We start from the raw sequence: 13,705 nt of genomic DNA, 5'->3' as shown, positions 1-13,705 counted from the left end.
GGGTGCTAACGTCCGTCGTGAAAAGGGAAACAACCCAGACCGTCAGCTAAGGTCCCAAAGTTATGGTTAAGTGGGAAACGATGTGGGAAGGCTTAGACAGCTAGGAGGTTGGCTTAGAAGCAGCCACCCTTTAAAGAAAGCGTAATAGCTCACTAGTCGAGTCGGCCTGCGCGGAAGATGTAACGGGGCTCAAACCATACACCGAAGCTACGGGTATCACTTAGGTGATGCGGTAGAGGAGCGTTCTGTAAGCCTGTGAAGGTGAGTTGAGAAGCTTGCTGGAGGTATCAGAAGTGCGAATGCTGACATGAGTAACGACAATGGGTGTGAAAAACACCCACGCCGAAAGACCAAGGTTTCCTGCGCAACGTTAATCGACGCAGGGTTAGTCGGTCCCTAAGGCGAGGCTGAAAAGCGTAGTCGATGGAAAACAGGTTAATATTCCTGTACTTCTGGTTATTGCGATGGAGGGACGGAGAAGGCTAGGCCAGCTTGGCGTTGGTTGTCCAAGTTTAAGGTGGTAGGCTGGAATCTTAGGTAAATCCGGGATTCTAAGGCCGAGAGCTGATGACGAGTGTTCTTTTAGAACACGAAGTGGTTGATGCCATGCTTCCAAGAAAAGCTTCTAAGCTTCAGGTAACCAGGAACCGTACCCCAAACCGACACAGGTGGTTGGGTAGAGAATACCAAGGCGCTTGAGAGAACTCGGGTGAAGGAACTAGGCAAAATGGCACCGTAACTTCGGGAGAAGGTGCGCCGGTGAGGGTGAAGGACTTGCTCCGTAAGCTCATGCCGGTCGAAGATACCAGGCCGCTGCGACTGTTTATTAAAAACACAGCACTCTGCAAACACGAAAGTGGACGTATAGGGTGTGACGCCTGCCCGGTGCCGGAAGGTTAATTGATGGGGTTAGCTAACGCGAAGCTCTTGATCGAAGCCCCGGTAAACGGCGGCCGTAACTATAACGGTCCTAAGGTAGCGAAATTCCTTGTCGGGTAAGTTCCGACCTGCACGAATGGCGTAACGATGGCGGCGCTGTCTCCACCCGAGACTCAGTGAAATTGAAATCGCTGTGAAGATGCAGTGTATCCGCGGCTAGACGGAAAGACCCCGTGAACCTTTACTATAGCTTTGCACTGGACTTTGAATTTGCTTGTGTAGGATAGGTGGGAGGCTTTGAAGCGTGGACGCCAGTTCGCGTGGAGCCAACCTTGAAATACCACCCTGGCAACTTTGAGGTTCTAACTCAGGTCCGTTATCCGGATCGAGGACAGTGTATGGTGGGTAGTTTGACTGGGGCGGTCTCCTCCTAAAGAGTAACGGAGGAGTACGAAGGTGCGCTCAGACCGGTCGGAAATCGGTCGTAGAGTATAAAGGCAAAAGCGCGCTTGACTGCGAGACAGACACGTCGAGCAGGTACGAAAGTAGGTCTTAGTGATCCGGTGGTTCTGTATGGAAGGGCCATCGCTCAACGGATAAAAGGTACTCCGGGGATAACAGGCTGATACCGCCCAAGAGTTCATATCGACGGCGGTGTTTGGCACCTCGATGTCGGCTCATCACATCCTGGGGCTGAAGCCGGTCCCAAGGGTATGGCTGTTCGCCATTTAAAGTGGTACGCGAGCTGGGTTTAGAACGTCGTGAGACAGTTCGGTCCCTATCTGCCGTGGACGTTTGAGATTTGAGAGGGGCTGCTCCTAGTACGAGAGGACCGGAGTGGACGAACCTCTGGTGTTCCGGTTGTCACGCCAGTGGCATTGCCGGGTAGCTATGTTCGGAATAGATAACCGCTGAAAGCATCTAAGCGGGAAACTAGCCTCAAGATGAGATCTCACTGGGACCTTGAGTCCCCTGAAGGGCCGTCGAAGACTACGACGTTGATAGGTTGGGTGTGTAAGCGCTGTGAGGCGTTGAGCTAACCAATACTAATTGCCCGTGAGGCTTGACCATATAACACCCAAGCAATTTGCAAGCTTTGAGCTGAAAAGCGAAAGAGCACCAGATTGCGGTGTGTGAAGACGAAACGAACCGAAAGTTCGAAAAACTCACAAAACACCGAGATCTATCACATACCCATTCGCTGGAGCGTAATCCGTAAGGAGAACGACCTGGCTACCGAATTTCTTGACGACCATAGAGCATTGGAACCACCTGATCCCATCCCGAACTCAGCAGTGAAACGATGCATCGCCGATGGTAGTGTGGGGTTTCCCCATGTGAGAGTAGGTCATCGTCAAGATTAAATTCCGAAACCCCTATCTGCGTATGCAGGTAGGGGTTTTGTTTTGTTCGCAGGAAAGTACTCCTCCGATCACAACACAATTTTGCACAGTTATTTTCGACTCATGACACTAGAATAGGTCCAACTTTTTCGGAGGCCAGAGCCTTTATGCCAGATCCGGTTGACGCCCCCGGGCTGTCAGAATTACCGCTGGACGACTTGGTGGCGTGCCATGAGTGTGACTTGCTGATGCGCAAGTCCGAGCTCGCCCATGGCGAGAAAGCCCTGTGCCCGCGATGCGGTTACGAGCTCTACGCCCATCGGCACAACGTGGTGCAGCGCAGTCTCGCGTTGGTCATCGCCGCGCTGTTGTTGTATATCCCGGCGAACTTTTTACCCATCATGCAGCTCAATCTACTCGGGCAATCGTCGCAAGACACTGTCTGGACCGGCGTTGTCGGTCTGTTCGATACCGGCATGCAAGGCGTCTCGGTGATTGTGTTCCTGTGCAGCATGGGAATCCCCTTGCTCAAGCTGCTCTGCCAATTGGCCGTGCTGTTGAGCATCCGGTTTGATATCGGACGCAGCTACGGTTTGCTGCTCTACCGTATTTATCACCATCTAAGGGACTGGGGGATGCTCGAGGTTTACCTCATGGGCGTACTGGTGGCGATCGTAAAACTGGCAGATATGGCAGCCATTACCGTAGGTCTTGGTTTGGCGTGCTTTATCAGTTTGTTGTTGGTCCAGGTCTGGCTTGAGGTTGTGATGTCGCCTCATCAGATCTGGCAGGCTTTGTCAGGAGAGGATGCCCATGCGGGCGATTGATGCAGGCATTCTGATTTGCACCGAATGCCATGAATTGAACAAGCAGGAAGCCGACACCGACGAGCAAACCTGCACCCGTTGCGGTGCGCTGGTGCACGCCCGCCGCCCGAACAGTGTCATGCGGACCTGGGCACTGCTGGTCACCGCAGCGATTCTCTACATTCCGGCCAACGTGCTGCCGATCATGACTGTCAGCTCATTAGGGCAGGGCGATCCCAGTACCATCATGTCGGGCGTTATCCAGCTGGTTCAGCATGGAATGATTCCCATCGCTGCCGTGGTTTTTATCGCCAGTATTCTGGTACCCACGTTCAAGCTGGTGGGCATCGCGCTGTTGCTGTTTTCAGTACAACGCCGCCAGCCACTCTCGGCACGCCAACGAATCTGGATGTACCGCTTTATCGAGTTCATCGGCCGCTGGTCGATGCTGGACATCTTTGTAATCGCCATCCTCGTGGCGGTTGTGAATTTTGGACGGCTTGCCAGCGTCGAAGCCAATCTTGGCGCCATCGCTTTCGCCAGTGTGGTGATTCTCACGATGCTTGCCGCAGTTACTTTCGATCCCCGACTGATTTGGGATAACACGGAGTCGGACGACGACCATGACTGATTTGCCTATAGCTAAAACCCGACCGGCCTCGAACTGGTCTGCCATCTGGGTGCTGCCCCTGATCGCTCTGATCATTGGCGGCTGGCTCGGCTGGCGTGCCTACAGCGAAACCGGTATCGAGATACAGGTGCGTTTCGAAAGCGGTGAAGGTATTCAGGCCAACAAGACTGAAGTCGTCTACAAGGGCATGTCAGTCGGCAAGGTGAAAACCCTTAAACTCGATGACGAAGGCAGCTCCAAGGGGGTGATCGCCACCGTGGAGATGAATAAGGACGTGGAGCAATACCTCAGGACCAGCACCCGTTTCTGGCTGGTCAAGCCGAGCGTGACGCTGGCCGGTATCACCGGACTGGAAACGCTGGTGTCCGGCAACTACGTGGCCATCAGCCCCGGCGAGGGCGAGCCTACCCGCAAGTTCAAGGCTCTGGCTGAAGAGCCACCTCTCTCGGACTCTCAGCCCGGTCTGCACCTCACCATCAAGGCTGATCGTCTCGGCTCACTGAATCGCGGCAGCCCGGTGTTCTACAAGCAGATCAAGGTCGGCCAGGTCAAAAGCTACTTGCTGTCGGAAGACCAAAGCACAGTCGAGCTCAAAGTGTTCATTGAGCCTACCTACGCCAATCTGGTGCGCAAACACACACGTTTCTGGAACGCCAGCGGCATCAGCATCGACGCCAACCTGTCCGGTGTAAAAGTGCGCAGCGAGTCTCTGGCCAGCATTGTTGCCGGCGGTATTGCCTTCGCCACGCCGGAGAACCGCAAGGACAGCCCGCCCACCGATCCGAGTCTGCCATTCCGTCTCTACGAAGATTTCGATGCCGCCGCCGCCGGTATTCGGGTCAAGGTCAAACTCAGCGACTTCGAAGGAATGCAGGCCGGTCGCACACCGGTTATGTATAAAGGCATTCAGGTCGGCAATCTGAAAGCGCTCAAGATCGATCCAGATCTATCCAGTGCCACCGCCGAATTGACCCTCGACCCTCTGGCTGAAGACTATCTGGTTGAAGGCACCCAGTTCTGGGTGGTCAAACCGTCGATTTCGCTGGCCGGTATCACCGGTCTCGAAGCGTTGGTCAAAGGCAACTACATCGCCGTGCGTCCAGGAGACAAGGGCGCCGCACCGCAGCGCGAGTTTGTGGCACGGCCGAAGCCACCACCGCTCGACTTGCGTGCACCCGGACTGCACCTGGTGCTGTTCACCGAAAACCTCGGCTCACTGGAGGTCGGCAGCCCGATTCTCTACAAGCAGGTCAAGGTCGGTTCGGTCCAAAGTTATCAGTTCTCACGCACCAAAAAGCAATTGGTGATTGGTGTGCACATCGAGAAAGAATACGAAGGTCTGGTCAATGCCTCGACACGCTTCTGGAATGCCAGCGGCATCACGCTCACGGGCGGCTTGACCGGCGGAATCCAGGTCAAAAGCGAGTCGCTGCAAAGCCTGATGGCTGGCGGCATTGCCTTCGAAACCCCGGAAGCCAAGGCGCCGTTGCAGAAGCGCATTCCACGTTTCCGCCTGTTCGCCAACCATGAAGAGGCCAATCAGAAAGGCACCGTGGTCACGATCAAGGTCGATCGTGCCGATGGCTTGCGCAGCGGTACTCCCGTGAGATTCAAAGGCCTGGATGTCGGCAAGATCGAAGATGTCGACCTGAGCGATGACCTGCAATCGGTGATGCTCACCGCCCGAATCACCGAAGTGCCGGAGCGTATTGCCAGGGTCGGCACGCAGTTCTGGGTGGTCAAGCCTGAGCTGGGCCTGATCAAGACCTCCAACCTGGAAACGCTGGTAACTGGCCAATACATCGAAGTGCAGCCGGCAGCGAAGAACCTCGGCCCCCAGAAGAATTTCGTCGCCCTGACCACGCCACCGGAGTCGGCCAAACAAGAGGCCGGCTTGAGTCTGGTCCTGAGCGCCGCTCGCCGTGGTTCACTGAAAACCGGTGTGCCAGTGACGTACCGCGAGGTCACCGTGGGCAAAGTGACAGGCTATGAATTGGGTCAGACCGCTGACCGTGTGTTGGTGCACATTCTGATCGAGCCGAAGTACGCGCCGTTGGTACGCAGCGGCACGCGTTTCTGGAACACCAGTGGTTTCGGGTTCGACTACGGCTTGTTCAAAGGTGCGACGGTCCGTACTGAATCGTTGGAAACGCTGATTCAGGGCGGCATCGCCTTCGCCACGCCGGAGGGTGATCGCATGGGCAGTCCGGCGCGGCCTGAGCAAACCTTCCCGCTGTTCGACAAGTTTGAAGATGAATGGCTGACCTGGGCGCCGAAGATTTCACTCGGCAAATAGTCCATCGGCGTCAGGGATGACGCCTTCGCGAGCAAGCCCGCTCCCACAGGGTTGTGTGTTAAACACAGATGTTGTGTACAACAGCGATCACTGTGGGAGCGGGCTTGCCCGCGAAGAGGCGCTGAAGTTCACTACAAATCCCACACAATGAAAAAGGCCGCAATCCATTGGATCGCGGCCTTTTTTATCGCCTTCGATTTAACGCAAAATCAGACCGCATCCAGCTCCGGCTCATCCGCTTCAACGCTAACCACAGCCTTCACCTCATCATGGCGACGAATGTACTTCCAGTCCGCCTCATCAATGTAGATTCCGTTCGGCCCGCTGCCACCTTCCAGGTCAATCGCCACACTGGCGCAGACCTGCGGCTTCACACTCGCCAGGATCGGCACGAAACCCAGTTGCAGGCTGGTTTCCAGCAACGCTGCCTGGTTCTTCTCGTCGATGTCTGCCGCTTCGTCGAGGTAGTACGGCAGGCGCACGCGTCCGGCCTGGTCGCGGTCCATCAAGTGCAGCAACAAGTACATGTTGGTCAGCGCCTTGATGGTCATTGTGGTGCCGTTGGAGGCTGCGCCGTCGATGTCGGTGTGGATAACCGGTTGACCATTGACCTTGGTGATCTCGAAGGCCAGTTCGAACAAGTCCTTGAGGCCGAGCTGGTTGTGGTTCGCCGCCACCAACCGCGCCAGATACTCCTTGGCTTCTTCGTTCTTGTTGTCCTGATCGGCGCTTTGGCTCAGGTCGAACACGGAGAGGGTTTCGCCTTCTTCGTACTGGCCGGCGCTGTGGATGATCTGGTCGATGTGCTTGAGCGCTTCCTTGTTCGGCGCGAGCACGATGCGGAAGCTCTGCAGGTTGGACACCTGACGCTTGTTGATCTCGCGGTTGAACAGCGCCAATTGGTGCTCAAGGCTGTCGTAGTCGCTGCGGATGTTGCGCAGGGTCCGAGCGATGTCGGTCACCGCTGCACGACGCGCCTTGCCGAGGGTCAGCGCTTCTTCGGTGCGGTGTGCGTAAGCGTTGATCAGCAGTTGCAGGCGACGCTCCATATCGTCTTCGCTGTCGAACTTGGCCACGCCCTTGAGACGGACTTGCGCGTAAAGCGCCTCGATCTGGCCATCGCTGCGCTGCAAACCCTGCCAGCTGTCCTGATAGTCGTTGAGCAGTGGCAACAGGTTGTCCATTGAATCGTCGATCGGGTCCATGAACGGCGTACCGAACGGCAGGTCTGCGGGCAACAGCTGACGGCGGCGCAAGGCGTCGTCGAGGGTGCGTTGCTTGGCTTCCATGTCGCCGATCTGCCGGCCGACCAGTTGCAGCTTGGCCGACAGTTGCTGGACGCGCTCGGTGAAGGCATCGCTCGAACGCTTCAATTCGTCCTGCGCCGCTTCCATCTGCGCCAGTTGCTCCAGCTTGTCGCCTTCCTCGGCGCTCAAGGTTTGCGCGCGACGGAAATCTTCCAGGGCTTTCTGCGCATCCAGCACTTGCTGGTACAGCGCTTCGGTCTGGGTCTTGCTCGCCGCGCGGTCAGCGACCACGGCAGCCTGGGTTTTCAGTTGCTTGAGCTCTTTCTCCAGTCGCTCTTTCTGATCACGCAACGCGGCGCGGTCAGCCAGGGCTTGCAGGGCGGGCGGCTCGATGTGCGAGATGTCGATGGCCAGCCCCGGCACTTCAAAACGCTCACCTTTGAAGCCGTCGAGGATCAGCTCCAGGGATTTGACCCACTGACCGTCCTCGTCCAGCGTAATCCCGTGCTCACCCAGCGGCAGGCTGAACAGCGCGCTGTTGAACAGGCGCATCAGGCGCTCGACGTCCTGCTGCGAGAACTCTTCGCGCAGACGGGCGTAGCTGTTGTTGTCGGCGTGATCGAGTTGCTGCTTCACCGATTTAAGGCGTTTTTCCAGGTCCCGCAGACGTTCTTCAAGGTCTTCGGCCGAGAACTGTCGCGACTGGGCCAATGCACCGGCCAGTTCATCGTGCGCGTCCTTGGCCGCGAGCAGTTGCTGCTCCAGCACTTTGACGTCATCGACCAAAGCGAAGCGATTCTTCAGCGCGGACAGTTCGCCGAGCCAGCGCTGGATGCCGGTGATCTCCCGCTCCAGGCGCATCAATTCCTGAGTGCCGCCGCGCTGATCGTTTTGCAGGGCGTCCTGCTCGTTGCGGTAGTGCTCGGCCTGAATCGTCAGCTCTTCCTTGCGCGCACTGGCGTAGTCCGACCAAGTGCCGAGCAGGGAGTCGAGCAGCGGCGAAATGCGGTGCAATTTGCCGCGCAGGATATTGCGCTGGGTTACGCCGGCTGCGAGCGCCTCAACCAATGGGCCGGCAGTGACCAGCGAGTTGTAGTCCTGCTCCATGCGGCGTACATCGCGGAACGCTTCTTCGCACGCGGCGATGTAATCGACACTGCCGGAACGCAGGCTGTGTTCGAAGGCATCGAGGAACAATTGCTTGAGCTTGGCCGCGGTGATTTCGCGCATGTGCAGCAGGTTGATGAACAGCGCGCGGAAAGTCTTCAGGCTCTGCTCGCTGGTGGAGCGCAGCGGGATCAGCGTCAGGTCCAGCGGAATCGAAGTGTGACCGCCGACCAGCAAGCGGCGCAGTTCATCCGGCTTGAGCTCGTAGGCTTTCAGGCCTTCGCGCTCAAGGTTGGTGAACAGCTCTTTCTGCCGCAGGCAGGTGTCGTTCTTCTGGTAATGGGCCAGGTCCAGTTTGCCGGCATAGGCAAAGAACTGGTGACCAAATCCACCGCCCGGGCCGCGACCGACCACACCGATCACATGCGGACCGTGAGGCAGCGAGACTTCGACCAGAATGTAACTGGTGTCCGAGGCGAAATAGAAACGACGGGATTGTTCCAGGCTGTATTTGCCGAAACTCATGTCCGACATGCGAGCCAGAATCGGGAACTGCAAGGCGTTGATCGACGCGGATTTACCGAGGTTGTTCGCGCCGTAGACCGACAACGGTTCTTCCAGCGGAAACAGGCCCAGGCTGTAACCGGCGGTGTTCAAAAGGGCAAAGCGGCGAATGCCGTAGCGTTCCTTGCTCATGCGTCGGTCTCCTGTTCTTCGGCGATGGCACGGGCCATGGCGTCTTCTTCGCTTTCTTCAGCGAAGTCGCTCAGATCGAGCGGGTCATCGGTTTCCAAAAGTTTTTCGTCGCTGTCGTCATCGATCAGCACTGGAACCGGCAACGGCAACACGCTGTGCAGGCTGGCTGCCAGGTCGCGGTCTTGTTGAACCGACAGGCAGACATCGAGGAAGCGGTGCATCGGCGGCAGGAAACGGTAGATGCCATTTTCTTCGCCGGCGAAACCGAGTTGGGTCATGCGGCGCATGATTTTTTCTTCGAGTTCTTCGACGGTCTGCACTTCGGCCTGGATAAACAAGTCGCGGTATTTCTCCAGCAGCGATGGCAATTCATCGCGGCCGAGGCTGCCACCATCGAGCACCGCGACCGGATCGCGGCCCTGGTCGGCCAGATGCTCGACGAGGATGAAGGTAAACAGCGCCAGGCGTTGTGCGGTCTTGTTCACTGCCGCAGCGGCCAGATCCGGCACGAAGTAGTAGAAACCACGGGTGTCGCAGACCAACTCATAGCCCAGCGCCCTGAATAGCGTGCGGTACTGGTCCTGGAAGTTCGACAGTTGCGCGTACAGCTCCGGGTCGCGGCGGCTGACGTGGTAACCCTTGAACAGCTCGCGAAAGATCGGCGCCAGTTGGGACAGTTCGGATAGATCAAGATGCATGTGGAGTGCTCGCAGAATTCTCGGCGGCGCTGTCGCCGGCCGAGAGCAGGGCGAAGGAGCGCAGGCTGACCTGGTGCTCGTGAGTGTGGTAATCGCGACGTTCCAGACGCTCGCGTTTGAAGCGTTTTTCCCGCGACAGGCGCGAGAACCAATAAAGCAATTCGTCGGTGGCGCCGTCCGGTTCTTGCTCCAGCAGCCAGGTCATCAGATCCGGCATTGGCAGGGCGTCTTCGCAGCGCTCGAGCATTTCGCGAACGGTGCGCGGCGCGCGCGGGGCTTCGCCTTTCTGGGTCTTGTGGGCCTTGGGGAAGCGCGCCGGTTTTGGCTCGAAACGCGCCAGCGCATACACGTAGGCTTCAACCTGACTGGCGCTGCCGAGGAAGGTGCTTTGCGGTCGGGTGAACATCGGCATCGCGGCTTGTGGCACCGCATCGATGCCTTTGCGACGGATGGCCGACAAGGCCAGCGCCGCGCCACGGGTCACGGCGTTGTGGCGGCGCGCTTCTTCACGCAGCGGCAGCAACAATTCGCGGGCGTGGCGCAGGGTCAGCTGGGCGCTGGTCTGCATTTCGAGGATGCGCGCGTGGGTGCGCAGCAGCATGTCGTCATCGACCAGATGGCCGAGGCGCTGCTGTTCGGTGAGCATCTTCAGCAGGACGTTTTCGACCTTGCGCACGCCTTGCTCGAAGGCGCCGTCGGCGTTCACCAACTGAATCATCGGCTCGACGTATTCGTCCCAGGTCGCCAGCACTTCGGCGTAACGCTGACGCAGCGGGATTTGCCGGTCGCTGGTTTTGGCGCGTTCGGCGACGGCCACCAGGGCCTGTTCGTCGTTCGCGAGCTTCTTCAGTACATCGCGCACACGCATGTCGAGCAGGCGCAATTGACGCGCCAGGTCGTGGCCGTCGCGGATGTCGAAGGCGTCCTGGATGTAACCGGCAAGGCGTTCGAGGTGGCGCAGATAGGCTTCGATCTCCAGGCACAGGCCCAGACGGTGCTCACGGCGCAGGTAAGCGAGGAAGTCGTGGATCTGCGCATTGAGCTCGAAACGGTTCGGGCTTTTCGCCACGGGAACCAGAATGTCGAGGCGGATCCACACGTCCAGCAGGCTGGTGATGTCCTGCGGCGTACTGTCGAGTTGCTGGGCGGCCAACTGTGAACGCAGTTCGTTGAGGCTCAATGTGCCTTGGTCGAAGTGCTCGCACAGTGGCTCCAGAAGTGCCCAGTGTTCAGCGAGGGCGCGCAAGACGCGCTTGGGTTCGATCATCGGAATGGCCGGCTGGTTGGCGATTAAAAGCCGCGATTGTACTGCATCGGGGCCGATGCGATTCACTCTCGGGACGGGCTGTAGCTGTTTCTAAGGGAAAGAGTATCGATCAAGCGCGGGCGATCTTGAGCGAAGGGCGGTAGAATCAGCGCACTTTAGTTATCCACAAGTGGCCGACCTTTGCTTATCGAGTCCCGTCGCCGCGCCTATTTGACCGCCATGCAGGTGGTCAACTGGCTGCCGCGCACCGAATTGCCCTTTGCCGCGCCCTCGCGTCCCGAGCTGCTGGCGATGCCGGAGCCGTTGGTCGCCGCCGCGCCGGTGGTAGCGGCGTCCACACCTGCGCCTGCGCCTGCCGCCAACGTAGCGGCTGCGCCGATGGTGGCGCCGACGGAGCGAGTCAAGATCGAGGTGCCGCGCCCCTCATTGGCCAGCACCCGCACGAACGCCAAGGTCGAAGAAGAGGCCGCACCGGTCGTCGCCAAGGCAGTCCAAGTGCCGCCACCGCGTTTTTCCCTGCAATTGTTGCGCGCCGGTCGTTGCCTGCTGTTGGTCGAGTTACCCACAGGCGAACCGTTCCAGACCCGCGATCCAGCCTATCTTTTGCTCAAAGATATGCTGCGCGCCGCCGGTCTGCCTGACGCCCCGCAGATCATCGGCGAGCCGGTCCGCTGGCCGCTGCTGGCCCGGGGCACCATGGACCAGGGGCCGGAAGCCGCTCGGGATTTTGTGCAAGGTTTCCTCTCGGCCCGGCTGGAAGACGCTCCGTGCGTCTGCGTGTGGCTGATCGGTCTGCCAGCGGTGCGTTTTGCCGGTGAAGCGAACGCCGAATCCTTCAACCGTGAACTCCAGGTCGAAGGCCTGGGCTCGGTCTGGGCCCTGCCGGGCCTGGAATTATTAATGGAAGAGCCACAGCGTAAGGCTGATGTCTGGCAAGCCATGCGTCGGCTGATGGCGCGCTGGAAAGAATCGAATGAGTGACGCTGTATCGTTTCGCCCGATGACCGAGGCGGACCTCGACGCTGTACTGAAAATCGAATACGCGGCGTATAGCCACCCATGGACCCGCGGGATTTTTCAGGATGGGCTGGGCAAGTACCAGATCTGGCTGATGTTCGAAGGTCAGCAACAGGTCGGTCACGGCGTGGTGCAGATCATTCTGGATGAAGCGCATCTGCTGAACATCACCGTCAAGCCGGAGAATCAGGGCCGTGGCCTGGGTTTGACGCTGCTGGAGCATTTGATGTCCCGGGCGTATGACGCCAAGGCGCGGGAATGTTTCCTGGAAGTGCGCGACAGTAACCGTGGGGCGTTCAAGTTGTATGAGCGGTATGGGTTTAACGAGATCGGGCGGCGACGGGATTATTATCCGGCCGTTGGCGGGCGGGAAGATGCCGTGGTCATGGCCTGTACCCTCGTCGATTGAGCCTTTTTAAAAGCTTCGCGGGCAAGCCTCGCTCCTACGGGATTAGTGGGTACGACACCAATCCTGTAGGAGCGAGGCTTGCCCGCGAAGGCGTCCTGACTGACATCAACGATCAACGATTACCATCCATCGGATCCCGCCGCGCCAGTTCCTCTTCATCCAGCCCATTCCCCCCGCCAATATCGTCTTCATCGACAATGCTCAAATCCCAATCCGCCTGATTGCCTTCACCGGCCTCATGGGCATCCCGCGCACCGTCTTCACGGATCAACGTTTCCGGACTCATGTCATCATCGGTAGACTCATGGTCATCGGTCGAGGCCCCCGTCATGCCCGCTTCACGCACACGCTCCCGAGGCATCAGCCGTTCGCGCTCGGTTTCCGACAGTTCGTCGCCGATTTTCGCGCTGGGTTCGTCCTCGTCGAAATCCAGTTCATGCATCGAACCCATGCGGTCTTCGTTGTCGTCGATGGGCTCGGGCTGCGTCGCATCGAACGGACGTCGTGAATCAGTCATGGCAATTCCTCATACTGTGGGCCTTACTACGGTGGACCCGCTGAACTCCTGAGAATTCCACCGGCAATACTTGCATCAAGCGCGTGACCCCGACGGGCGGTTGTCTGTCAAACCAGCGCATCATTCTTGAGGCTTTACAGCATGAACGAATTACAAGATCTGATTGATAACAACGAACGCTGGGCCGAGGCGATCAAACAGGAAGATCCGGACTTCTTCTCCAAGCTGGCTCGCCAACAGACGCCGGAATACTTGTGGATTGGCTGTTCCGACGCCCGTGTGCCGGCCAACGAGATCGTCGGCATGCTGCCCGGCGACCTGTTCGTCCACCGCAACGTGGCCAACGTGGTGCTGCACACCGACCTCAACTGCCTGTCGGTGATTCAGTACGCGGTCGACGTGCTCAAGGTCAAACACATCCTCGTCACGGGCCACTACGGCTGCGGCGGTGTACGGGCTTCGATGCAGGATCGCCAGTTGGGCCTGATCGACGGCTGGCTGCGCTCGATTCGTGACCTCTATTACGAAAAGCGCGAAGAACTGGCCGAGTTGCCGACCGAAGAAGAACAGGTAGACCGTCTCTGCGAGCTCAACGTGATCCAGCAAGTGGCCAACGTCGGCCATACCAGCATTGTGCAAAACGCATGGCATCGCGGGCAGAACCTGTCGATCCACGGTTGCATTTACGGCATCAAGGATGGCCGCTGGAAAAGCCTGAACACGACCATCAGCGGCTTTGAGCAATTGCCGCCGCAGTACCGACTGCGTCCGGTCGAGACGCTGTAAAACGGT

The 13,705-nt window shown here is 58.3% G+C and carries 10 protein-coding genes and 2 rRNA genes (1 of these 12 only partly in view); 8 read left to right on the top strand and 4 right to left on the bottom strand.

Annotated features, from left to right (window positions below):
* The 5 genes from ACA068_RS24845 to ACA068_RS24825 all read left to right on the top strand — a co-directional run.
* Nucleotides 1-1,950: ribosomal RNA gene (locus ACA068_RS24845) — 23S ribosomal RNA — on the top strand (it extends 942 nt beyond the left edge of the window).
* Between the two features lie 173 nt (nucleotides 1,951-2,123).
* A 5S ribosomal RNA gene (gene rrf, locus ACA068_RS24840) occupies nucleotides 2,124-2,239 on the top strand.
* A 150-nt stretch (nucleotides 2,240-2,389) separates the two neighbouring features.
* Complete coding sequence (locus tag ACA068_RS24835; protein WP_497305465.1) at nucleotides 2,390-3,049, top strand: paraquat-inducible protein A; 660 nt, start codon at nucleotides 2,390-2,392, stop codon at nucleotides 3,047-3,049.
* Complete coding sequence (locus ACA068_RS24830; protein ID WP_010458355.1) at nucleotides 3,036-3,659, top strand: paraquat-inducible protein A; 624 nt, start codon at nucleotides 3,036-3,038, stop codon at nucleotides 3,657-3,659. Before ACA068_RS24835 ends, ACA068_RS24830 begins: the two co-directional genes overlap by 14 nt.
* Nucleotides 3,652-5,955 carry a PqiB family protein gene (locus ACA068_RS24825; protein ID WP_497305463.1) on the top strand — a complete coding sequence of 768 codons (2,304 nt, stop codon included), beginning with the start codon at nucleotides 3,652-3,654 and terminating at the stop codon, nucleotides 5,953-5,955. The genes ACA068_RS24830 and ACA068_RS24825 overlap by 8 nt, the downstream gene beginning before the upstream one ends.
* Before the next feature lie 209 nt (nucleotides 5,956-6,164).
* Here the strand turns inward: ACA068_RS24825 and mksF are convergent, their stop codons facing one another.
* Genes mksF through mksB form a run of 3 tightly spaced genes read right to left on the bottom strand, consistent with a single transcriptional unit; the run spans nucleotide 6,165 to nucleotide 10,970 of the window.
* Nucleotides 6,165-9,005 (bottom strand): Mks condensin complex protein MksF, encoded by a 2,841-nt coding sequence (gene mksF, locus ACA068_RS24820; RefSeq protein ID WP_497305461.1) that lies wholly within the window; start codon nucleotides 9,003-9,005, stop codon nucleotides 6,165-6,167.
* Nucleotides 9,002-9,703 carry an Mks condensin complex protein MksE gene (mksE, locus tag ACA068_RS24815; protein WP_347805955.1) on the bottom strand — a complete coding sequence of 234 codons (702 nt, stop codon included), beginning with the start codon at nucleotides 9,701-9,703 and terminating at the stop codon, nucleotides 9,002-9,004. The genes mksF and mksE overlap by 4 nt, the downstream gene beginning before the upstream one ends.
* On the bottom strand, nucleotides 9,693-10,970 hold the full coding sequence (gene mksB / locus ACA068_RS24810) for an Mks condensin complex protein MksB (protein WP_497305459.1): 1,278 nt from the start codon (nucleotides 10,968-10,970) through the stop codon (nucleotides 9,693-9,695). Before mksB ends, mksE begins: the two co-directional genes overlap by 11 nt.
* A 219-nt stretch (nucleotides 10,971-11,189) precedes the next feature.
* Between mksB and ACA068_RS24805 the strand changes: the two genes are divergently transcribed.
* Both ACA068_RS24805 and rimI read left to right on the top strand, forming a co-directional pair.
* Nucleotides 11,190-11,951, top strand: coding sequence for an energy transducer TonB (locus ACA068_RS24805; protein ID WP_497310661.1), 762 nt, complete (start codon nucleotides 11,190-11,192; stop codon nucleotides 11,949-11,951).
* On the top strand, nucleotides 11,944-12,396 hold the full coding sequence (gene rimI, locus ACA068_RS24800) for a ribosomal protein S18-alanine N-acetyltransferase (protein ID WP_497305457.1): 453 nt from the start codon (nucleotides 11,944-11,946) through the stop codon (nucleotides 12,394-12,396). Before ACA068_RS24805 ends, rimI begins: the two co-directional genes overlap by 8 nt.
* A 112-nt stretch (nucleotides 12,397-12,508) precedes the next feature.
* Here rimI and ACA068_RS24795 read toward each other — a convergent pair whose 3' ends face one another.
* Nucleotides 12,509-12,913: a serine kinase/phosphatase gene (locus tag ACA068_RS24795; protein ID WP_497305455.1), complete on the bottom strand. Its 405-nt coding sequence runs from the start codon at nucleotides 12,911-12,913 to the stop codon at nucleotides 12,509-12,511.
* Between the two features lie 141 nt (nucleotides 12,914-13,054).
* Between ACA068_RS24795 and can the strand changes: the two genes are divergently transcribed.
* Nucleotides 13,055-13,699, top strand: coding sequence for a carbonate dehydratase (gene can / locus ACA068_RS24790; protein WP_497305454.1), 645 nt, complete (start codon nucleotides 13,055-13,057; stop codon nucleotides 13,697-13,699).
* Nucleotides 13,700-13,705 lie beyond the last annotated feature (6 nt).

The sequence above is a fragment of the Pseudomonas sp. LBUM1660 genome (genome assembly GCF_059695935.1).
This window is presented reverse-complemented; position numbering and strand designations above follow the sequence as displayed.